This window comes from Amaricoccus solimangrovi, from assembly GCF_006385685.1.
In the GTDB taxonomy this organism is placed as follows: domain Bacteria; phylum Pseudomonadota; class Alphaproteobacteria; order Rhodobacterales; family Rhodobacteraceae; genus Amaricoccus; species Amaricoccus solimangrovi.
Genome location: NZ_VFRP01000007.1, coordinates 115,426 through 135,836, shown reverse-complemented (window position 1 = coordinate 135,836; position 20,411 = coordinate 115,426). Strand labels below are relative to the sequence as shown.

Genomic DNA, 20,411 nt, shown 5'->3' with positions numbered 1-20,411 from the left:
GGGCGGCATCGATGACACCACGGACCTCTCCCAGGCCGGCGCATGTGACGGAGCGCGCCTGGACGCTCGCCGGTGCGATGACGCTCCGCCAGCTCGCCGGGCAGCTCAACTCGATCGATCCCGGGCGCTACCGGCAGCTCGCCGGGGAGGATATCGCGCGCGCGGTCGCGCGGGGCGAGGTCGGGGGCTCCGGCCTCGTCGGGGACCGGTTGCGGGAACTGCAGGGGATCGCGGTCGCGAACGGCCATCCGCCGCTCCTGATCAAGGACGACGGCCGGCGGGGCTTCTACCTCGTCGGGCCGTTTCCGCTCTACTGTTTCGACATGGATCTGGTGCGGCGCGCGCATGAACAGGCGGCGATCGACGCGAACAAGGCCGGCGCCCGGCTGATCCGGCTCACCTGCGACTACGCCTTCGCCCAGCATCAGGGGCGCACGCAGGAGGGGGGCGTGATCTCCTGCCCGCGGTTCATGAGCGAGGTGACGCGGGCGAGCACCGAGGGGCTGGTCGCGGAGGGGCGCGTCGCCGTGGTGCTGAAGCATCTCGGACCCTACCAGTACACCGCCGGGCCCGATTACACCGCGCTCCCGATCAGCCGCGCGGAATTCCTCGAAACCGTGCTGCCGCGCTACGCCGGCGGGTTCGAGGCGGGGGCGCACGGGGTGATGATGAGCTTCGTCGCGCTCGACGGCGTGCCGGCCCATGCCGATCCGTTCCTGCGCGACCTCGCGAAGACGAAGGCCGGGCCGGGCGCGATCATCGAGGCGGATTACGACGCGATCTACGAGATCCACGGCGGCTTCGGCTACGCGGCGAGCCCGAGGGAGGCGGCCTTCCGCGCCTTCCGCGAGGGGGGCGTGCATATCGACCTCTGCTCGCTTCTCTATCTCACCCACCTGCCGGATCTGGTGGAGGAGGGGCGGCTGAGCGAGGAGGAGTTGCGCGTCCGCGCGGCGGAGCTTCTGACGCTGAAGGACCGGATCGGACTGCTCGACGATCCCTGGCTCGGCACCGGGCCGGAGCGGGAGACGGCGCTGCTCGCCGGATCGACGCGGGCCTATCGCGACCTCGCCGCCGGCTCGGTCGTGATGCTGCGGCCCGCGCGGCCGGACCCCGCGACGCTGCCCATCCCCTCCTCGGCGCGGCTCAGCGTGATCGGGCCGCTCGCGGATCAGGATCCGGAGGACTGGCTCGGCGCCTATTCGAGCCATGCGAACCACCATCTCGAACGCGTCGTCACGCCGCTCGCCGGGCTTCGCAAGCACTGGCCCGGCGCGGCCTACGCGCGCGGCTGCGACTACGACCGCGATCCCGGCCGGCCGGCGGCGGAAGAGGAGCGCGAGATCGCGGCGGCGGCGGCGCTGGCGCGCGGGGCGAGCCACGTGGTGCTCTTCCTCGGCGAGCCGCACGAATGGAGCGGCGAATCCGCCGCGCTCGCCGATCCGCGGCTGCCCTGCCTCCAGCGCCGGCTGGTCGAGCGCGTGCGAAAGGCCAATCCGGAGGCGAAGCTCATCGTCTTCGTCACCGCCGGCCGCGCGCTCCACATCCCGCGGGAGATCGAGGCGGCGGCGGACGCGCTCTTCTGGACCGCGCATCTGGGCACCTTCGCGGGCGACGCGATCGCGGACATCCTCGCGGGGCTGCGCGAGCCGACCGGGCGGCTCTCGCACGGGCTGCCGATCGGCGACGGGATCACCTCGGGCCTCGACAGGCGCGCGGAGCGGATCGGGCGGCCGCCGGTCCCGGTCGTGGAAGGCTCCGCCTCGCGGCGGCAACGCGACCACTGGTGCGCCTATTACCTCGGGCTCGGCGCGCGCTGGCCCTCGGCCTATCACTTCGGCGAGGGGTATTCGCACACGAGCTTCGCGCTCTCGGACTGGGCGCTCGACGGGGACCGGCTCTCCGCCTCGGCCGCCGCGCCGCTCGTCGCGCGGGTGCGCGTGACCAATACCGGGGAGCGGGCCGGGACCGAGACGGTGCATCTCTACTACCAGGACATGGTCTGCGAGGAGCGCGTGCCGCGGCTTCTCGACCGGCTCGGGCACCGGCAGGTCCGGCTCGATCCCGGCGCCTCGGCGGTGCTCTCCTTCGCGGTGACGCCGGAGATGCTCGCCCGGCCGGGGCGCGATCCGGAGGCGGGGGCGCGCGTCTGGCCCGACCGCGACCCGGCGGCCAATCCCGACCGGCTCTTCCTCGTCCAGCACGAGGGGCAGGCGCTGGAGGCGATCGCGCGGTTCGGGGACGCGCCCTGCGCGCTGCCCTTCCTGCTCACCGACTGAGCCCGCCCGTGGCGCGCGGGACACGCCGCCGTGAGGCGTGGAGCAAAATGCGCGACCCCTGTTTTCCCCGGCGGGGGCGCCCGGTAGTCTCAGCCGCGCGGCGGAGGGATGGTGGAGAGCATGGCGAAGGCCCCGATCGCGCCATTCGATGACCGACTGACCCATCAGGTCAGCGTGCTCCTGCGCGCGGTCCATCGCACACCGGGCCGGTCGCGGCTCTACGTGCTGACGGCGGCCATCGTCGCCATCATCATCCTGACCGCGGTGATGCAGGTCCGGCTCAACGCCTGGAACCAGCCCTTCTACGACGCGATCGAGCGGCGCGACTTCAACGAATTCCTGCGCCAGCTCGGCGTGTTCTTCATGATCGCGGCGGGGCTTCTGGTGCTGAACGTGGCGCAGACCGGCTGCAACCAGCTGATCCGGGTGCGGCTGCGCGAGCTCGCGACCATCGACCTGATGGGCAACTGGATGACGCGCAAGCGCGCCGCGCGCATCAGCCGCGCGGGCGAGATCGGTGCCAATCCCGACCAGCGCATCCAGGCCGACACGCAGAACCTGACCGAGCTCACCACGGATCTCAGCATCGGGCTCATCCAGTCCTCGATCCTGCTGCTGAGCTTCATCGGCGTGCTCTGGATCCTGTCGGAGGGCGTCGTGATCCCGCTCGGCGGCCACGACATCGCGATCCCGGGCTACATGGTCTGGGCCGCGCTCATCTACGCGCTCTCGGGCTCGCTCGTCTCCTGGCGCGTCGGCCGGCCGCTGGTGCGGCTCGGGCAGGACCGCTACGCGCGCGAGGCGGAGTTCCGCTTCGCGCTGGTGCAGGGCTCCGAGCACGCCGAGGGCATCGCGCTCAGCAACGACGAGGCCGACAGCCTGCGCGGGCTCGGAACCAGCCTCGGGACGCTCGCGGCCGTGCTGCGGCGCATCGCCTTTGCCCGGGCGCGGCTGACCTGGGTGACGGCGGGCTATGGCTGGGTCGCGCTGGTCTTTCCGATCATCGTCGCCGCGCCCGGCTATTTCGCCGGGCGGCTCAGCTTCGGCGAGCTGATGATGGTCGTTGGCGCCTTCAACCAGGTGCAGCAGTCGCTGCGCTGGTTCGTCGACAACACCGGGGCGATCGCGGACTGGCGCGCGACGCTCCTCAGGGTGATGAACTTCCGCCAGGCGCTGCTCGATCTCGACCGGGTCGAGGCCTCCGCCGGGCTGATCGAGCGGCGCGAGGGGCCGCGCGACCGTTTCCTGCTCGAGGACGTGCGGGTGCGCACGCGCCACGGCTGCGCCGCGCTGGAGCCGCCGAGCCTGGAGGTGGGGCCGGGCGAGCGGGTGCTGATCCTCGGCAAGCCCGGCTCGGGCCGCACGAGCTTCTTCCTCGCCATCGCCGGGCTCTGGAGCGCGGGGTCGGGGCGGATCGTCGTGCCGCCCGATCACGAGGTCGCCTATCTGACGCAGCGCCCCTTCCTGCGCGGCGGCCCGCTCCGGCAGGCGCTGCGCTTCGACGGCGAGACGGTCGAGGATGCGAAGCTGCGCGCGGGGCTGCGCCGGGTGGGGCTCGACAATCTCGCGGGCAGCCTCGACCTCGCGGCGCGCTGGGACCGCGAACTCGGCCTCGGCGAGCAGGAGCGGCTCTGCTACGCGCGGCTCCTGCTCGCGCGGCCGCGGTTTCTCGTCTCCGACGAGGGGCTCGACACGCTCGACGAGACCAACCGGGAACTGCTGCTCGGGATCCTCGGCGACGAACTGCGCGAGACCGCCGTCGTCAACATCTCGCAGCGGCGCGAGCCGACGGGCTTCTACGACCGCGTCGTCCGGCTCTGCGCGACGCCGCTCGACACCACCCCGGCCGAGGAGGCCGAGGTGACGCCCCGGCGGCGCCGGCGCGCCGGCGCGCGCTGAGCCGATCGGCGGAAACCCGCGGGGCCACGCGGCGGTTCCTTGGCTTTCCCCCGGGAGGCCGATATTCTCCCGGCGGGGAAATGGGGGTGAGCTGCTTCAATTGGCTCTGGTCTTTGTTCGATCCGTCGCCGTCGCGAATTCCCCTCCGACCATCCGCCGGGGGTAGGGATGTTCGCCCGTTCGATCGCATCCGCGCTGCGCGAGGGACTCGCGGGGGCGCATGACTTCCTGACGCGCGGCGCCGGGGCCGGGAAGGAGTCCGCGCCCGCGGCGCCCGCGCCGGGTTTCGCGGGCTGGATTCCGGCGGAGCGGCCCGCGCTCGTCGCGGGGCTGCCGGTGGGGGGAATGATCTACCTCGGCGCGCCCGGCGCGGAGACCGCCGCCGGCGGCGCCTGGATCGATCCCGCCCTGCCCGCGGAGACGGAGGAGGGCGGCGAGGTCCCGCCCGGGGCCGCGGTCTACGCGGAACTCCCGCCCGGGGCGCGCGGCGCCTATCTGCGCTGGCTCGCCTCGGGGCGCGCGGATCCGGCGGAAGGATGCGTCTTTCTCTATTTCCAGGGACTCGAGCGGCGGTTCTTCCTCGACTCGGAGACCGCGCCGGCCGAGCGGGAGGCGATCCTCGACGAGGCGATCCGGCTCCGGGGGCTCGACATCGCCGCGCCGGCGCTGCGCGACGCGCTGGAGCGGTTCATCGACGCGGCCCGGGTGATCCTCTGCCGCGCCGACCTCGCCGCGCCCCCCGCCGGGGCGCGGCCCTGGGGCCTGCCGCTGGCGCTCCGGGTGCCGGTCGGCGCGATGATCATGCAGGGGATGACCCTGACGCATGAATGGCTCTTCGGCTGGTGGTCCTGCGCCGGGCGGGGCGCGCTCCGGCCGCCGGCCCTCCGCCATCCGGCGGAATTCGGCACGCTCTTCGCGCTGCGCTTCGCGCGGCGGTTTCCGGAGGGCTACCGGGTCAGGCTGCGCTGGGCGGAACTCGCGCCGGTCTACCGCGCCGCCACGGGCGCGTTCGAGCGCCCGCTCGACCTCTCCACCTACGGCGAGCCGCTCCCCGACATCGGGGCGCTCAGCGAACCGCTCGCGATCGCGGACGAGCTCGTGGAGGCGGCGACCGCGGCGCTCGACCGGTTCGACGCGTTTCTCGAGGCCAATCCCGGCGCGCGCGACTCCGCGATGGCCCACGCCTTCCTGCCGGCGGACCTGCGCCCCTTCCACCCCTCGCCCGAGGCGGAGACCTTCCTCGCCTGGACCCGCGCGCGGATGGCGGCGGGCGGGCACGCGCTGCTCGGCGACATCCTGTTCCGGCTCGGCGGCGCGCCGGCCGGGCGGCCGGATCCGGCGCGCTTCTCCGAGGCCGCGGAGGCGCTGGAACGCCTCGGCGTCGCGCTGACGCCCGATCCCCGCGCCGCGGTCCGGCCGCCGGGGCCGAGCACGCTCGTCCGGCTGACCCCGCCCGGCGAGCCCGCGGAGGCGCTTCCGGCCCCGTTCTCCACCGGCGTGACGACGGCCGAGCCGGTGCCCCGCAACGCCGCGACGCCCTGGGCCGGCCCGCCGCGCGAAGTCGGGTCGCGCGAGGCCGGGCCGCGCGAGGCCGGGTCGCGCGATGTGGGGCGGCGGCCCGGCGCCGCCGGTCCCGACTGGCAGGAACTCCTCGGCCGGGTCGAGGCCTCGCGCAAGGCCCGCGCCGGAGGCTGACCGGCGATCCGGCCCCCGCCGGGGCCGGCCGCCTCACGCCTCGTGCGTCTCGGGCACCCGCGCCGCCGGAACGGCCGCCTCGGCCTCGGCGACATGGCGCTTCACGGCGAGGAAGCTGTCGGGCGTGACCGAGATCGAGTCGATCCCCGCCTCCACGAGCAGCCGGGCGAAGGCCGGATCGTTGCTCGGGGCCTGGCCGCAGAAGCCGACCTTGCTCCCGGCGGCGTGCGCCCGCGCGATCACGCTCCGGATCATCCAGAGCACCGCCGGGTCGCGCTCGTCGAAGAGCGCCGCGAGCTGGCCCGAGTCGCGGTCGACGCCGAGCGTGAGCTGCGTCAGGTCGTTCGAGCCGATCGAGAACCCGTCGAAGCGCTTCGCGAATTCCTCGGCCAGGATCACGTTCGACGGGATCTCGCACATCACATAGACCTCGAGCCCCGCGCGGCCGCGCTCGAGCCCGTTCTCGGCCATCACCGCCAGCACCCGGTCGGCCTCGGCGGGCGAGCGGCAGAACGGGATCATCACGATCACATTGGCGAAGCCCATCTCCTCGCGCAGCCGCCGGATCGCCCGGCATTCGAGCGCGAAACCGTCGCGATAGGCATCGGAATAGTAGCGCGACGCGCCGCGGAAGCCGATCATCGGGTTCTCCTCGCGCGGCTCGAACTGGCGGCCGCCGAGCAGCTCGGCGTATTCGTTGGTCTTGAAATCGCTCATCCGGATGATGACCGGCCGCGGATGGCAGACGGCGGCGATCCGCGAGAGGCCGCGCGCGAGGGTCTCGACGAAATAGTCGCGCCGGTCGGCGTAGCCCCGGGTGAGCGCCTCGATCTCGGCCCGGGCCTCGTCGTCGCGCAACGCGTCGAAGCGCGCGAGCGCCATGGGGTGCGCGCGGACCGCGTTCGAGACGACGAATTCCATCCGCGCGAGGCCGACGCCATCGGCGGGCAGCCGCCACCAGCGGAAGGCAGCCGCCGGATTGGCGAGGTTCAGCATGACGCGGGTGCGCGTCTCGGGCACGGCGCCGAGGTCCATGTCCTCGACCTCGAAATCCGCCGTGCCCTCGTAGACGAAGCCCTCCTCGCCCTCGGCGCAGGAGACGGTCACCTCCTGCTCGTCATGCAGGAGGCGCGTGGCCGAGCCGGTGCCGACGACGGCGGGAAGGCCGAGCTCGCGGCTGACGATCGCGGCGTGGCTGGTGCGCCCGCCGTGATCGGTCACGATCGCCGCGGCCCGTTTCATCACCGGCACCCAGTCGGGATCGGTGGTCGAGGTGACGAGCACCGAGCCGTCGACGAACCGCTCGATGTCGCGCGCGCTCTCGAGCAGGCAGACGCGGCCCGCCACCACCGCCTCCCCGACGCTGAGCCCGGTCAGGAGCTTCCGGCCCGCCGAGCGGATCCGGTAGGACTTGAACGCCCCGGCGGCGGCGCGGGACTCGACCGTCTCCGGCCGCGCCTGGACGATGAAGACCTCGCCCGTCTCGCCGTCCTTGGCCCATTCCATGTCCATCGGCTGGCCGTAGTGGCGCTCGATCGCGACCGCCTGGCGGGCGAGGTCGAGGATCTCGTCGTCGGAGAGCACGAAATCCGCCTGCTCGGCCTTCGAGGTCGGCACGTTGCGCGTCCCCCCGTCGGCCCCGGCGTAGATCATCTTGCGCTCCTTGGCGCCGAGGCGCTTCTCGAGGATCGGGCGCGTGGCGGGATCGGAGAGCAGCGGCTTGAAGACCTCGTATTCGTCCGGGTTGACCGCGCCCTGCACGACGTTCTCGCCGAGCCCCCAGGCGGCGTTGATCAGCACCGCCTTGTCGAAGCCGGTCTCGGTGTCGATCGAGAACATCACCCCCGCGCCGCCGAGATCGGAACGCGCCATCCGCTGCACGCCGACCGAGAGCGCGACCTGGGAATGGTCGAACCCCTTCAGCCGGCGATAGGTGATCGCGCGGTCGGTGAAGAGCGAGGCGTAGCAGCGCCGGCAGGCGTTGAGCAGCGCCCGCTCGCCCCGGACGTTGAGGAGCGTCTCCTGCTGCCCGGCGAAGCTCGCGTCCGGCAGGTCCTCCGCCGTGGCGCTGGAGCGGACGGCGACGGCGGGATCCGCGACGCCGATCCGGTCCGCGAGTTCGCGATAGGCGGCGGCGATGGCGGCGGCGGTCCGCTCGGGCCAGTCGCCCGCCATGATCGCCGCGCGGATCGCCGCCCCGGCCTCGCGCAGCGCGATCTTGCCGGCGTCGAGCCGCGCGAGGGTGGCCGCGATCGTCTCGTTCAGGCGATTGGCGGCGAGATAGTCGCGGAACGCGTCGGCGGTCGTGGCGAAGCCCGGCGGCACGCGGATGCCTTCGGACGACAGCGCGCGCACCAGTTCGCCGAGCGAGGCGTTCTTGCCGCCCACGAGGGCCACGTCGCCGCGCGACAGGTTCTCGAACCAGATGATGCTTCGGATCTCTTCGGGCATCGGATCCTCCTCCGGTCAGGGCCGCGCCCCCGAGAGTGCCATCCGGGGCGCGGCCCGCGCCTTGACCTCCGTCAAGCCGCGACGACGCGGGCGGGCGGGAATTTCGCCCGGCTTGTTCCAGATCAACGCCCGCCGCTCCGGCGTCGTCGATGCTCAGGCGAGGAAGAAGCGGGGATCCGGAGCGAGATGAGGACGATTCTACTGGGCGGAGCACTGGCGCTCGGCGCGCTGGCGGGCGGCGTTCCGGCGGGGAAGGCCGGCGAATTCGACACTGCCTTTTCCGACATGTACGCGAGCTACCGGTCCGCGCTCTTCGAGACCAATGCCGGCAAGGCGGAGAGCGCGCGCGGCGCGCTCGAGGCGCTCGACAGCCAGCTCGGGGCGCTGGCCGCGACCTACGGCGCGGCGCCGCCGCCGCGCTACGCGGAGGATCCGTCCTGGTCCGGAACGCTCGCGAGCGCGCAAGGCATGGTCGCGACTGCGACGCGGGAGGCGGAGGAGGGGCGCCTGCCGGAAGCCCACGAGAGCCTCGAGGGCGTGCGCGATCTCTTCTGGGAGCTCGACCGGCGCAACGGCGCGCAGAGCTTTTCGGACCGGATGAACGCCTATCACGCCGAGATGGAGACCATCCTCGGGCGTGACCTCGGGACGCTCGGCGCCGAGGAGGTGGCGACGCTCCGCGAGCAGGCGGCGGTGCTCGCCTATCTCGCCGGGGAGGTGACGCGCGCGCCCCATCCCGGGGGGCCGGGCTACGAGGAACTGGCGGGCAGGTTCACCGCCTCGGTCGAGGCCATGCTGGCGGCCGCGCGCTCCGGCGATCCCGAGCGGATCCGCGCCGCCGCCGCCGGGCTGAAACCGGCCTATTCGCGGCTGTTCCTGAAGTTCGGCTGATGCGGATCCGGCCGCTCCGCGCCGCCGCGTTCGTCGCCGCCCTCGGGGCGGCGGCGCCCGTCCTCGCGGAAGAGATGGCGGAGGGGCAGGCGATCTGGTCCTCCGCCTGCGCCCGCTGCCACCGCGATCCGGCCGCGCTGCTGCGCGGGCTCGAACCAGGCGCGGCGGCGCGGGCGGCCGAGCTCGACGTCTTCCTCGCCCGCCACCGGGCGCCCGATCCGGCGAAGCGCGCGGCGCTGATCGACTGGCTCCTCTCCCTCGGCGGGGAGTGAGCCGCGCTCAGGCGACGAGCCAGGCCTTCGCCGCGTCGAAGTCGTCGGCGGCGAAATGCCGGGCGTCGAGGCCGAAGGCGCGCTTGCCGATCTGCACCGCCATCGCCTGCCATCCGGCATCGCCGACCACGGCGGCCCGGCGCACCCGGGACGCGTGGCCGCGCACGAGGAAGAAGTGATCGCGCAGCGCGCCGAGCCCCTGCCAGCCGTCGAAGTCGCGCAGGTCGATCAGGAGCCGGGGCGCCGCGTGCGTCTCGAAGAAGCGGTTCAGATCCCCGATGGCGTTCTCGTAGGCGGCGGCGTCGAGCTTGCCGCGGAAGCGGAGCCAGAGCACGCCGCCGCCGAGATCCTCGCGCTGGATGCTGCCGAGGCTCTCGCGCAGCCAGCGGCGGGCCTCCTCGGTCGCGCCGGTCGCGAAGGTCGCCACCGGGCAGGGCATGAAGACCGAGACGGCGCCGACCGTCCGGGTGATCGAGGCATTGTCGGAGACGATCGCGACGCGGTCGAAACCGTGCCAGTGCTTGATCCCCGTGCGCGCGTCCTGGAGCACGGCGCCGAGGGTGAAGTCGGAAAGCCCGGCCTCGATGACGGCGAGCAGGCGCAGCCGGTCCCCCGCGGCGATGGCCGCGTCGATGGCGGGGATCAGCGTCTCGCGGTAATCCCCGTCGGTGACCGGGGCCTTCATCCGGATTTCCAGCAGCCCGGTTTCACCGGTGTCTCGTATCTCGATCATGGCAGGATCCTCCCGCCGCCATTCTGCCGCGCCGGGGGCCGCGCTTGAAGGGGCGCGCGGCTTCGTGAACGCCGGGCGCCGCGCCCATCCGCCACGCAGGTACCCGTTGGCGCCGCCCCGCGCCTGGCCCATAAGGGCGCATGTCCGCGCGTCTGGCCCGATCCCTGCTGATCGTCCTGACCATCCTCGGCCTGCTGGCGCCGAGGGTGTCGGCCGTGCTCGCCTTCGCCGCGCCGGGCGTCCGGACCATCGTCATCTGCACCGGCGACGCGCTCCGGACCATCCGGATCGACGAGGAGGGCGACGCGGTCCCGGTGGTCGAGCATTCCGACCACTGCGTTCTGGCGCACGCGGCCGACACGGCCCAGCGGATCGCGGCCGCGCCGGTCCTGGCGCCCGTCCCCGGCCCCGCCGCGCGCGCCGACCGGGATCTCGTTCCCGCCGGCCGCCCCCGCGCCGCCCGGCCGCCGCCCCGCGCGCCTCCCGCCGCCTGAGATGTTTCCACGCCGGGCGATGCGCCCCGGCGCGCCGCCGTCGCCGTGTCTCGCCCGGAGCGAGGCGCGGGCGCCTGCGCTCCGCTCACGCTCCGCTCCCGGCATTTTCACGGCCCGGAACATTTCATCGAATGGGAGAAACCCATGTCCAACCTTCTTCGCGCCGGCATGGCCGCCGCCCTCGTTCTCTCCTCGCCGCTCTGCGCGAGGGCGCATGAGGGCCATGACCATGGCGCCGCGGCTGCCACCGCCACCGCCCCGGCCGAGGCGCTCTCGGTCGCCCGGGGCTTCACCCGCGCGACGCGGCCCGGCGCGCCTGTCGCGGGCGGCTTCATGGTGATCACCAACGCCACCGGGCGGGACGACAGGCTCGTCGGCGCGCGTTCGCCCGCGGCCGGCGTCACCCAGCTCCACGAGATGGCGATGGCCGAGGGCGTGATGAGGATGCGCGAGCTCGCCCAGGGCCTGCCGATCCCGGCCGGCGCGACGGTCGCGCTCCGGCCCGGCGGCTATCACGTGATGTTCATGGATCTGAAGGCGCCGCTGGTCGAAGGCGCGCGGATCGAGGTCACGCTCACCTTCGAGAGGGCGGGGGAGGTCACCGTGCCGCTCGCCGTTCTCGCGCCCGACGCGGAGGACTTCCCCGGAGCGGGGGAGTAGCGCCGATGGGACGCGGGGCCTTCGAACGGATCCTCGTCGCCGCCGCCGCGCTGGCGGCCGTCGCCGCCGCCGTCCTCTTCCTCCGGGCACCGGATCCCGAGGCGGGCGCGCCCGGCCGGGGCGGCTACGCGCTGACCGCGACGGACGGGAGCACCTTCACCGAAGCCTCGCTCGAGGGGCATCCCTCCGCCGTCTTCTTCGGCTTCACCCATTGCCCCGACATCTGCCCGACGACGCTGGGCGAGATCGGAACCTGGCGGGAGGAACTGGGGGCGGAGGCGCGCGACTTGCGCTTCTGGTTCGTGACGGTCGATCCGGAGCGCGATTCGGTCGACGGGCTTCGCGACTACCTCTCGTGGAGCCCGGGCGTCACCGGCGCGGGGGGCACGCGGGCGGAGGTCGACGAGGCGCTCGCGGCCTTCCGCGTCTATGCGCGGAAGGTTCCGCTCTCGGACGGGGGCTACACGATGGATCATTCCTCCTTCGTGATGCTCTTCGACCGCGACGGGCGTTTCGTCCGGAACATCGGCTATCGCGAGGAGACCGGGAGCGCGGTGGCGAAGCTGCGCGCGCTGATCGGCGCCGGGGCGGGCTGAGGCGGGACCGGCCGCCCGCCCGGCCCCGCGGGCGGCCGGTCCCCGGTTGCATCGGGCCGGGGCTTGACGCAGGTCATGGTCGCGGGGCGTCGTGACAGGCAGGCCGGCGTCGGATCCGGGCGAGGCCGTCGCCCACTGGAGGTGCGCATGAATCGCGAAGTTCGTCCCGGCCCGGTCCGCCGGACCCGTCCGCTCCCCTTGCCCGCCACCGCCTCGCTCGACGAGGCGGGGCGGGTCTTCGACCGGGCGCTGAACGCGCTCGCGGCGCGGATGACGCTCGGCCTGTCGCCGGCGGCGCTGCGCGCGGCCTGGGCGGACTGGGCCTCGCATCTCGCCGCGGCGCCGGGGAAACAGGCGGAACTGGCGCGCAAGGCGCTCAGCAAGACGACGCGGCTGCGCGACTACGCGCTGCCCGGCGGCGCCTCGGACCGTTGTATCGCGCCGCTGCCGCAGGACCGCCGCTTCGACGCGGAGGGCTGGTCGAAGCCGCCCTTCGACCTCATCCACCAGGCCTTCCTGCTGCAGCAGCAATGGTGGTGGAACGCGACCACGGGCGTGCGCGGCGTCACGCGCCAGCACGAGCAGGTGGTGGCCTTCGCCGCGCGGCAGATGCTCGACGTGTTCTCGCCGGCGAATTTCGTGCCGACCAATCCGGAGGTGCTGGAGCGGGCGCGCGAGACGGGAGGCATGAATTTCGTCCAGGGCGCGCGTAACTGGCTCGAGGACGCGGGCCGCGCGCTGACCGGTCAGGCCGTGCCCCGGCCGGAGGGGTTCGAGGTCGGCCGGGACGTCGCGGCGAGCCCGGGCAAGGTGGTCTATCGCAACCGGCTCATAGAACTCATCCAGTACGCGCCGACGACGGAGACGGCGCGGCCGGAGCCGATCCTGATCACCCCGGCCTGGATCATGAAATACTACATTCTCGATCTCAGCCCCGGGAACAGCCTCGTGCGCTATCTGGTGGGGCGGGGCTTCACGGTCTTCATCATCTCCTGGCTCAATCCCGGGGCGGAGGACCGCGACCTCGGGATGGACGACTACCTGCGCGAGGGGCAGATGGCGGCGCTCCAGGCGGCGACGGCGATCACCGGGGCCGAGCGGGTGCATGCCTGCGGCTACTGCCTCGGGGGCACGCTGCTGACCATCGCCGCGGCGGCGATGGCGCGCGACGGCGACGACCGGCTCGCCTCGCTGACGCTGCTCGCGGCGCAGTCGGATTTCACCGAGGCGGGCGAGCTCACGCTCTTCATCGACGAGAGCCAGGTGAGCTTCCTCGAGGACATGATGTGGGAGCAGGGCTATCTCGACACCTGGCAGATGGCCGGCGCCTTCCAGCTCCTGCGCTCGAACGACCTGATCTGGTCGCGGATGACGCGGGAATACCTGATGGGCGAGCGGGCGCGGCCGAGCGACCTGATGGCCTGGAACGCCGATGCGACGCGGCTGCCCTACCGGATGCATTCGGAATACCTGCGCTGGCTCTTCCTCGAGGACCGGCTGGCGGAGGGGCACTACAAGGTCGACGGCGCGGCGGTGGCGCTCTCGGACATCCGGACCCCGGTCTTCGCGGTCGGGACCGAGACCGACCATGTCGCGCCCTGGCGCTCGGTCTACAAGGCGCATCTGCTCTTCGACGCGGAAGTGACCTTCGCGCTCACCAACGGCGGCCACAACGCGGGCGTGGTCTCCGAACCCGGGCATCCGGGCCGGCACTACCGGCTGCGGACCACCGCGGCGCATGACCCCTATCACGATCCCGAGGCCTGGCTCGCGGCGGCGCCGCGCCACGAGGGATCGTGGTGGACCGCCTGGGCCGAATGGCTCGCCCGGCGCTCGGGCGAGCCGGTGCCGCCGCCGGGGCTCGGGGCGCCGGGCTGGGGATATCCGGCGCTCGAGGACGCGCCCGGGCTCTACGTCGTGGCGCCGTGACCGGGGAGGCGGGCGAGGCGGGGCAGGAGGAGGTGATCCGCTTCCTCTCCGATCCCGCGACGCACGGGGGCGCGGCGGTGGAGCGGGTCGACACGCATATCTCGCGCCTCTTCCTCGCCGGGGACCGGGCCTGGAAGCTGAAGCGGGCGATCCGCGCCAATTATCTCGACTTCTCGACGCTCGACCGGCGGGAGCGGAGCTGCCGCCGGGAGATCGCAGTGAACCGCGCGGCCGGCGATCTCTATCTCGGCGTCGTCCCGGTGACGCGGGAGGCGGAGGGGCTCGCGCTCGGCGGACCGGGCGCGCCGGTCGAATGGCTGGTCGCGATGCGCCGGTTCGACCGGAGCCTCGAACTCGACCGTCTCTGCGACGCCGGGCGGCTCACCCTTCCGATGGTCGAGCGGCTGGCCGACGAGGTGGCCGCGCTGCACCGCGCCGCGCCGCCCGCGCCGGGTTTCGGCGACATCGGCGACCTTCGGGCGCGGATCGACCAGATCGCGGGGGCGCTCGCCGGGGCCGGTCCCGGCTGGCGGGACGCGGCCGGGGAGTGGCGCGGCGCGGCGCGGGCCGCGCTCGAGCCGCTCGCCGGGCTGGTCGCGCGCCGGCGCTGGCTCGGCCGGACGCGGCGCTGCCATGGCGATCTGCATCTCGGCAACGTGGTCCTGCTCGGGGAGCGGCCGGTTCCCTTCGACGCGATCGAGTTCGACGAGGCCATCGCCTCGATCGATCTGCTCTACGACCTCGCGCTGACGCTCGCGGACCTGCTGACCCGCGGGCGGCGGGATCTCGCGAACGCGCTCCTCAGCCGCTATCTCGGGGCGACGCGCGATCACGGCGGGCTGCCGCCGCTGCCGCTCTTTCTCTCGATGCGCGGCGCGGTCCGGGCGATGGCGGCGGCCTCGCGCGGCGCGGCGGAGGAGGCGGAGCGCGACCTCGCCTTCGCGGCGCGCGGGCTCCGGCAGCGGGCGGCGCCCCGGCTCGTCGCGCTCGGCGGCGTCTCTGGAAGCGGCAAGTCGACGCTCGCCCGCGCGCTGGCGCCCCGGCTCGCCCCGCTCGCGGGGGCGGTCGTCATCCGCTCGGACGTTACGCGGAAGCGGATGATGGGCGCCCGGCCGGAGGACCGGCTTCCGCCCGCCGCCTACGGGCCGGAGGCGGACCGGAAGGTTCTCGCGCGCATCGCCTGGGACGCGCGGGCGGCGCTCCGGGCGGGAACCGCGGTCGTGCTCGACGCGACCTTCCTCGACCCGGAGGCGCGGGCCTGTCTAGCGGCCCATGCCCGGGCCGAGGGCGTGCCCTTCGACGGGATCTGGCTCGACCTGCCGGCGGCGGAGGCGGCGGCCCGGGTGGAGCGCCGGACCGCCGATGCCTCGGATGCGACCGGCGAGGTGGTCGCGCGCCAGGCGGCGCGGGCGGACCCGCCGGCCGGCTGGCGCGTCATCGCCGCGGGGCGCCCGGCCGGCGAGGTCGCCGCCGAGGCGGCGCGGATCCTCGGCGCGCGGGAAGGCTGAGGCCGCCCGCTCAGGCGGCCGCGGTCTCGCGCCGCCGCCGCGCGAGCTGGCCCGCGTAGGCGAGGGCGGAGAGCATGTTGACATGGTTCGCCTTGCCGGTGCCCGCGATGTCGAAGGCGGTGCCGTGGTCGACCGAGCTGCGGTCGATCGGCAGGCCGAGCGAGACGTTGACCGCCGTGTCGAAGGCGACGAGCTTGATCGGGATGTGCCCCTGATCGTGATATTCCGCCACGACGAGGTCGAAGGCGCCGTTATAGGCGCGGTGATAGACGGTATCGGCCGAGATCGGCCCCGCGACATTGATCCCCTCGGCCCGCGCCCGGGCGACGGCGGGCGCGATCTGGTCGTCGTCCTCGGTCCCGAAGAGGCCGTTCTCGCCGCAATGCGGATTGATGCCGGCGACCGCGATCCGGGGTGACTCGAGCCCCATGCGGCGCAGGTGCCGGTGGCCGGTCCGGATCGTCTCCAGCACGCGCTCGGTCGTCGCCCGCTCGATCGCGGTCCGGAGCGAGACATGGGTGGAGACATGGATCACGTTCAGCCGCTCGGAGGCGAGCAGCATCCAGGAGGCCTTCTGCCCGGTCAGATGCGCGAGCAGCCCGGTATGGCCATCGTAGTGATGACCGGCGGCGTTCAGCGCCTCCTTGTTGATCGGGGCGGTGACGATCCCGGCCGCCCGGCCCGAACGCGCCCAGTCGACGGAGGCGCGGATGTACTGGTAGGCCGCCTCGCCGCAGCGCGGGCTCAGCACGCCGAACCGGTCCGGAAGCCCCTCGACGGGCACGTCGATCACGGCGATGCCCGCCTCGCCCGGCGCGACCAGCGGCAGGTCGAGCCCGCAGGCGGTCAGCGCGCGGCCGAGCACGGCCTTGTCGCCGATCACGGCGAAGTCCCGCCGCTCCTCCGGGGAGAGGGTGGCGAGGGCCTTGACCGTCACCTCCGGGCCGACGCCCGACGGGTCGCCCATGGTGATCACGATCGGGGGGGTGTCGGAAGCGGTCATACCTTGGTCCTCTCCAGCGCGATGCCGATTCGTGTTGTCAACTCGGCAATTTCCGTCATGACCTGCGATTACCCCATTGAGATATAACCTTTTATCAGGTCACCGCGCCGAGGAGAAAGGTCATTTTCTGCGTTCACAATGAACATGTTTACCTGTAGGATGGCCGAAAGGCAAATACGGATTGGCCATGCGTGTACTGATGATCGCCGACGACCTGACCGGCGCCCTCGACAGCGCGGCGGCGCTGACCGGCGCCGGGCTCCGCTGCGTGGTGGCGCGGCGCCCGGAGGACGTGCCGGCCGCGCTGGCGGAGGCGCCCGAGGTGCTCGCCGTCAGCACCGCCTCGCGCGAGGGGTCCGAGGCCGGGGCCCGGGCCGCCGTCGCCCGGGCGCTGGCGGCGGTCGGGCCGCTGCCGGAAATCGTGTTCAAGAAGGTGGATTCGCGCCTCAAGGGTCATGTCGCCGCCGAGGTCGCGGCGCTGGCCCGGGCGGCGGGGCGCGGGCGCGCGCTGGTCGCCCCGGCGATCCCGGCGCAGGGGCGCTTCGTCGCGGAGGGCGCGCTGATCGGAACCGGGGTGCCGGTCCCGATCGACGTGGCCGGGCGCCTCGCGGGTTCCGGTCTGGCGCTCGACGTGCCGGAAACGCGGGACGAGGCGGGGCTCGACGCCGCGCTGGAGCGCGCGCTGGATGGCCCGCCGGCGCTGCTGGTCGGGGCGGCGGGGCTCGCGGCGGCGCTGGCGCGGCGTCTCGCGCCCGGGGCCTGGGCGGTGCCGGCGCCGGAACTCGAGGCGCCGATCCTGCTCGCGATCGGCTCGCACGATCCGATCACCGTCGCCCAGGTCGGGCGGCTGGCCGCGACCGGGCGCGTCGCGATGGCGACGGCGCCGGACGGCGCCTGCCCGGCGCCCGCGCCGGAGGCGGCGCGGCTCGTCCGGCTGACGCCGGTGGAGGGGCGGCCCTTCGATCCCCGCGCGGCGGGCGCGCGCTTCGCGGAAGGCATCGCGGGACTCGCGCGCGCGCGCGGGATCCGGACGCTGGTCGGCTGCGGCGGCGAGACCGCGGACGCGGTCCTCGGCGCGCTCGGGCAGGGCGTGCTGACCATCGAGGGCGAGATTCTGCCCGGCATGCCCGTCTCGACCTTGCCGCTCGGCGGGCGCCGGGTGAAACTCGTCACCAAGTCGGGCGGGTTCGGCGACGCCGACGCGCTCGTCTCGATCGTGGGGGCGGCGGCGCGCCCCCGGGAAGGCGTGCGATGAAGGACGTGACCGATCAGGAGGCGCGCGGCGGCGCGGAGGGGCCGAGGGCGAAGCCGGGCCTCGCCGACCGGGTCTATCACCTGCTCCATGGCCGGATCTCGAACGGGGATTATCCGGCGAACCAGAAGCTGCCCTCCGAGAAGGCGCTGGCGGAGGAATTCGGCGTGTCGCGGCCGATCCTGCGCGAGGCGCTGGAGCGGCTGCGCGAGCAGGGGCTCATCCATTCGCGGCAGGGCGCGGGCAGTTTCGTGCGCGAGATCCGCTCGGTGCCGCTCGGCTTCGCGCGGGTGGAGACGATCGCCGACATCCAGCGCTGCTACGAATTCCGCATCTGCATCGAGACGATGTCGGCGCGGCTGGCCGCGGCGCGGCGCGACGAGGAGGCCCTCGGGGAACTCGCGACGGCGCTCTCGCTGATGGAGGGGGCGACGGATTCGCTTACCCATCGCGAGGACGCGGATTTCGCCTTCCATCTCGCGGTCGCGAAGGCGGCGAACAACCAGTATTTCGAGGCGTCGATGCGGGCGCTGCGCGAGCATATCCACGTCGGCATGAAGATGCATGGCCAGTCGCTGATGACCGACGGGGCCAAGGCGCTGAAGAACGTCTTCCGCGAGCATTCGGCGATCTTCGCCGCGATCCGCGACGGCGAGGGCGAGACGGCGGAGCGGCTGATGCGCGATCATCTGACGCATTCGCGCGACCGGCTCTTCGGCGGGACGCTGATCGACCTCAGCCGGGGGTGACGCCCCTCGCGGCCGGGAGCGGCACGCCGAGCCGCTCGGCATGGGGCGCGAGGCTCTCGAGGATGCCCGGATGGAGCGCGACGCCTTCCGCCAGCGCCGCGCGGCGCCGGGCGAGGCCGGCCTGTCCGGGCAGGCGGACCGCGGCGACGCCGGGGCGGGGCGGGCTCGCGAGGCAGGCCCGGGCGAGCCAGCCGGTCTGGCGCAGAAAGGCCTCGCGCCCGCCGAAAGCCTCCGGATCCCAGACCTGGACCGTGGTCGCGAGCGTCAGCGCCCGGGGCGCCTCGGCCCGGCCATGCCCGGCGAGCCCCTGGGTCAGCGCCTCGACCTGGAGTGCCATGCCGTAGCCCTTCTGCCCGTGGTCGAGCCCACCCGCCGTCAGCAGGCTGCCGCCCTCGCCGAGCGCCTTCGGATCGCGCGAGGGATTGCCCGCGCGGTCGAGCAGCCAGTCGTGCTCGTAGAGCCGGCCCTCGCGGATCATCCGCTGTGCCATGTTGAAGGTGGTGATCGAGGCGGAGATGTCGATCAGGATCGGATCGCCGCCGGTCGGGATGCCATGGGCCACCGGGTCGGGGGAGAAGACCCCGACACGGCCGCCGAAGGGCGCGACATGCGCCCCCGAGGGGGCGGAGGAGGCGATCGAGACCATGAGCCCCTGGTCGGTGGCGAGCGTGAGATAGGTCGCGAGCGCGCCGTTGTGGTGGCTGTCCCCGATCGCGACCGTCGCCGTGCCGTGGAGCTTCGCGCGCTCGGCGGCGAGCTTCACCGCCTCCGAGGTCAGCCAGGCGCCCGGCAGCCGGCGGCCGTTCCAGCAGATCGCGGCGCCCCGGTCCGAAACCGTCCCGGGATCCCCGGCGGCCGTCATCGTCCCGTCGGCGATCGCCTTGAGGTACATCGCCGCGAGGCCGAGCCCGTGCGTCGTGTGGCCCATCAGGTCGGCCGCGACGAGATAGGTGGCGACGGCGGCGGCCTTTCCGGGCTCCAGCCCGGCGGCGGCGAAGAGCGCCTCGGCGAAGGCGGTGAGTTCGGCGGGGTCGTGACGGTCGGTCAAGATGGGGCCTTCCCGAAAACCTGGGGGTTGAGGACACGGGCCGGGCGGCCCCCGGCGAGCAGGGTCTCGATATCCGCGATGTTCATCAGGCCGATCCGCTCGACCGCCTGAAGCGTGTTGCCGCCGGCATGCGGGGTGAAGATCACCTTCGGATCCGCGAAGATCGGGTGGCTCCGGTCCGGCGGCTCGTGGGTGTAGACGTCGATCGCGGCGCCGGCGAGATGGCCCCGGGCGAGCGCGGCGGTGAGCGCGTCGAGGTCGATCACCTCGCCCCGCGCGAGGTTGAGGAGCCGCGCGCCGGGCTTCATCGCGGCGATCTCCGCCGCCCCCAGCACGCGCGTGGTCCCCGAAAGATGCAGCGCCACGTAGTCGGCGCGGGCGAGGAGCGCGGCGAGCGGCAGCATGCCGACCGGGTGGGCGGCGAGGAAATCCGCGTCGCTGACCGGATCGGTCGCCACCACCTCCATCCCGAGCGCGCGCGCGGCGCTGGCGAGGCGCTTGCCGATCCGGCCGAGCCCGACGATGCCGAGCGTGGCGCCCGCGAGCTCCGCCCCCACCCGGCGGTTCCAGGCGCCGCCGGCGGTCTCGGCATGGGTGAGCGGGATCTCGCGCGCCAGCGCGAAGAGAAGGCCGAGCGAAAGCTCCGCCACCGCCGCCGCGTTGGCGCCGGGCGCGTTCAGGACCGGAACGCCGCGGGCCGAGCAGGCGGGAATGTCGATGTTGTCGGTGCCGGTGCCGTGCTTCAGCACGCCCCGGAGCCGCGGCGCCCGGGCGAGCCAGTCCGCCGTCACCGGGGCGAGCCCGGCGACGAGGAAATCCGCCTCCGCGAGCCGCGGCGAGGCGCCGGCGGGATCGTCGCTCCGCGCCACCTCCCAGCCGAGTTCGGCGAGACGGGCGGGTACGCGCCCGTGCAGGCCGAAGGCCGGCGAGGTGGTGAGGACGAGGGTCATGG

17 protein-coding genes are annotated in these 20,411 nt (G+C 73.7%); 12 read left to right on the top strand and 5 right to left on the bottom strand.

The annotated features are described in order from the left end of the window. Positions 1-11 precede the first annotated feature (11 nt). From FJM51_RS09410 to FJM51_RS09400, 3 genes are all read left to right on the top strand, one after another. Positions 12-2,279 carry a glycoside hydrolase family 3 C-terminal domain-containing protein gene (locus FJM51_RS09410; protein WP_181164506.1) on the top strand — a complete coding sequence of 756 codons (2,268 nt, stop codon included), beginning with the start codon at positions 12-14 and terminating at the stop codon, positions 2,277-2,279. A 120-nt stretch (positions 2,280-2,399) separates the two neighbouring features. Then, positions 2,400-4,178: an ABC transporter ATP-binding protein/permease gene (locus tag FJM51_RS09405; protein ID WP_181164505.1), complete on the top strand. Its 1,779-nt coding sequence runs from the start codon at positions 2,400-2,402 to the stop codon at positions 4,176-4,178. A 168-nt stretch (positions 4,179-4,346) separates the two neighbouring features. After that, complete coding sequence (locus FJM51_RS09400; protein ID WP_140453880.1) at positions 4,347-5,873, top strand: TerB N-terminal domain-containing protein; 1,527 nt, start codon at positions 4,347-4,349, stop codon at positions 5,871-5,873. A gap of 33 nt (positions 5,874-5,906) precedes the next feature. Here FJM51_RS09400 and ppsA read toward each other — a convergent pair whose 3' ends face one another. Further along, positions 5,907-8,324 carry a phosphoenolpyruvate synthase gene (gene ppsA / locus FJM51_RS09395; protein WP_140453879.1) on the bottom strand — a complete coding sequence of 806 codons (2,418 nt, stop codon included), beginning with the start codon at positions 8,322-8,324 and terminating at the stop codon, positions 5,907-5,909. Between the two features lie 186 nt (positions 8,325-8,510). On the opposite strand from ppsA, the gene FJM51_RS09390 reads away from it, so the two are divergent. After that, a complete protein-coding gene (locus FJM51_RS09390) occupies positions 8,511-9,215 on the top strand; it encodes a hypothetical protein (RefSeq protein ID WP_140453878.1) in 705 nt (234 codons plus the stop codon). Then, positions 9,215-9,487, top strand: coding sequence for a hypothetical protein (locus FJM51_RS09385; protein WP_140453877.1), 273 nt, complete (start codon positions 9,215-9,217; stop codon positions 9,485-9,487). The genes FJM51_RS09390 and FJM51_RS09385 overlap by 1 nt, the downstream gene beginning before the upstream one ends. A 7-nt stretch (positions 9,488-9,494) precedes the next feature. On the opposite strand, the gene FJM51_RS09380 is transcribed toward FJM51_RS09385, so the two are convergent. Further along, the gene (locus FJM51_RS09380) at positions 9,495-10,220 is read right to left on the bottom strand and encodes a SpoIIAA family protein (protein WP_181164504.1); all 726 of its coding nucleotides are present in this window, start codon (positions 10,218-10,220) and stop codon (positions 9,495-9,497) included. 140 nt (positions 10,221-10,360) lie between these two features. On the opposite strand from FJM51_RS09380, the gene FJM51_RS09375 reads away from it, so the two are divergent. The 5 genes from FJM51_RS09375 (at position 10,361) to FJM51_RS09355 (ending at position 15,407) form a co-directional block, all read left to right on the top strand. Then, positions 10,361-10,714: a DUF2946 family protein gene (locus FJM51_RS09375; protein ID WP_140453875.1), complete on the top strand. Its 354-nt coding sequence runs from the start codon at positions 10,361-10,363 to the stop codon at positions 10,712-10,714. 144 nt (positions 10,715-10,858) lie between these two features. Next, positions 10,859-11,374, top strand: a complete 516-nt coding sequence (locus tag FJM51_RS09370; protein WP_140453874.1) for a copper chaperone PCu(A)C — start codon at positions 10,859-10,861, stop codon at positions 11,372-11,374. 5 nt (positions 11,375-11,379) lie between these two features. Then, positions 11,380-11,970, top strand: coding sequence for an SCO family protein (locus FJM51_RS09365; protein WP_140453873.1), 591 nt, complete (start codon positions 11,380-11,382; stop codon positions 11,968-11,970). A gap of 147 nt (positions 11,971-12,117) precedes the next feature. Then, the gene (locus tag FJM51_RS09360; RefSeq protein WP_181164503.1) at positions 12,118-13,899 is read left to right on the top strand and encodes a PHA/PHB synthase family protein; all 1,782 of its coding nucleotides are present in this window, start codon (positions 12,118-12,120) and stop codon (positions 13,897-13,899) included. After that, positions 13,896-15,407 carry a bifunctional aminoglycoside phosphotransferase/ATP-binding protein gene (locus FJM51_RS09355; protein ID WP_233713061.1) on the top strand — a complete coding sequence of 504 codons (1,512 nt, stop codon included), beginning with the start codon at positions 13,896-13,898 and terminating at the stop codon, positions 15,405-15,407. The genes FJM51_RS09360 and FJM51_RS09355 overlap by 4 nt, the downstream gene beginning before the upstream one ends. A 10-nt stretch (positions 15,408-15,417) precedes the next feature. Here the strand turns inward: FJM51_RS09355 and pdxA are convergent, their stop codons facing one another. Next, positions 15,418-16,410, bottom strand: coding sequence for a 4-hydroxythreonine-4-phosphate dehydrogenase PdxA (gene pdxA / locus FJM51_RS09350; RefSeq protein ID WP_140453871.1), 993 nt, complete (start codon positions 16,408-16,410; stop codon positions 15,418-15,420). 187 nt (positions 16,411-16,597) lie between these two features. Between pdxA and FJM51_RS09345 the strand changes: the two genes are divergently transcribed. After that, entirely contained in the window at positions 16,598-17,665 is a 1,068-nt protein-coding gene (locus FJM51_RS09345) for a four-carbon acid sugar kinase family protein (protein WP_140453870.1), read from the top strand. Then, a complete protein-coding gene (locus FJM51_RS09340) occupies positions 17,662-18,411 on the top strand; it encodes a FadR/GntR family transcriptional regulator (protein ID WP_140453869.1) in 750 nt (249 codons plus the stop codon). The genes FJM51_RS09345 and FJM51_RS09340 overlap by 4 nt, the downstream gene beginning before the upstream one ends. Here FJM51_RS09340 and FJM51_RS09335 read toward each other — a convergent pair. Further along, positions 18,398-19,459 (bottom strand): Ldh family oxidoreductase, encoded by a 1,062-nt coding sequence (locus FJM51_RS09335; RefSeq protein WP_140453868.1) that lies wholly within the window; start codon positions 19,457-19,459, stop codon positions 18,398-18,400. The two genes, FJM51_RS09340 and FJM51_RS09335, sit on opposite strands and share 14 nt — an antisense overlap. Beyond that, positions 19,456-20,409 (bottom strand): NAD(P)-dependent oxidoreductase, encoded by a 954-nt coding sequence (locus FJM51_RS09330; protein ID WP_140453867.1) that lies wholly within the window; start codon positions 20,407-20,409, stop codon positions 19,456-19,458. Before FJM51_RS09330 ends, FJM51_RS09335 begins: the two co-directional genes overlap by 4 nt. Positions 20,410-20,411: the final 2 nt, after the last annotated feature.

Bases quoted from the DNA above. Each gene is read 5' to 3' on its own strand.
- FJM51_RS09410 (WP_181164506.1), top strand. From the start codon at position 12: ATGACACCACGGACCTCTCCCAGGCCGGCGCATGTGACGGAGCGCGCC.
- FJM51_RS09405 (WP_181164505.1), top strand. From the start codon at position 2,400: ATGGCGAAGGCCCCGATCGCGCCATTCGATGACCGACTGACCCATCAG.
- FJM51_RS09400 (WP_140453880.1), top strand. From the start codon at position 4,347: ATGTTCGCCCGTTCGATCGCATCCGCGCTGCGCGAGGGACTCGCGGGG.
- ppsA (WP_140453879.1), bottom strand. From the start codon at position 8,324: ATGCCCGAAGAGATCCGAAGCATCATCTGGTTCGAGAACCTGTCGCGC.
- FJM51_RS09390 (WP_140453878.1), top strand. From the start codon at position 8,511: ATGAGGACGATTCTACTGGGCGGAGCACTGGCGCTCGGCGCGCTGGCG.
- FJM51_RS09385 (WP_140453877.1), top strand. From the start codon at position 9,215: ATGCGGATCCGGCCGCTCCGCGCCGCCGCGTTCGTCGCCGCCCTCGGG.
- FJM51_RS09380 (WP_181164504.1), bottom strand. From the start codon at position 10,220: ATGATCGAGATACGAGACACCGGTGAAACCGGGCTGCTGGAAATCCGG.
- FJM51_RS09375 (WP_140453875.1), top strand. From the start codon at position 10,361: ATGTCCGCGCGTCTGGCCCGATCCCTGCTGATCGTCCTGACCATCCTC.
- FJM51_RS09370 (WP_140453874.1), top strand. From the start codon at position 10,859: ATGTCCAACCTTCTTCGCGCCGGCATGGCCGCCGCCCTCGTTCTCTCC.
- FJM51_RS09365 (WP_140453873.1), top strand. From the start codon at position 11,380: ATGGGACGCGGGGCCTTCGAACGGATCCTCGTCGCCGCCGCCGCGCTG.
- FJM51_RS09360 (WP_181164503.1), top strand. From the start codon at position 12,118: ATGAATCGCGAAGTTCGTCCCGGCCCGGTCCGCCGGACCCGTCCGCTC.
- pdxA (WP_140453871.1), bottom strand. From the start codon at position 16,410: ATGACCGCTTCCGACACCCCCCCGATCGTGATCACCATGGGCGACCCG.
- FJM51_RS09345 (WP_140453870.1), top strand. From the start codon at position 16,598: ATGCGTGTACTGATGATCGCCGACGACCTGACCGGCGCCCTCGACAGC.
- FJM51_RS09340 (WP_140453869.1), top strand. From the start codon at position 17,662: ATGAAGGACGTGACCGATCAGGAGGCGCGCGGCGGCGCGGAGGGGCCG.
- FJM51_RS09330 (WP_140453867.1), bottom strand. From the start codon at position 20,409: ATGACCCTCGTCCTCACCACCTCGCCGGCCTTCGGCCTGCACGGGCGC.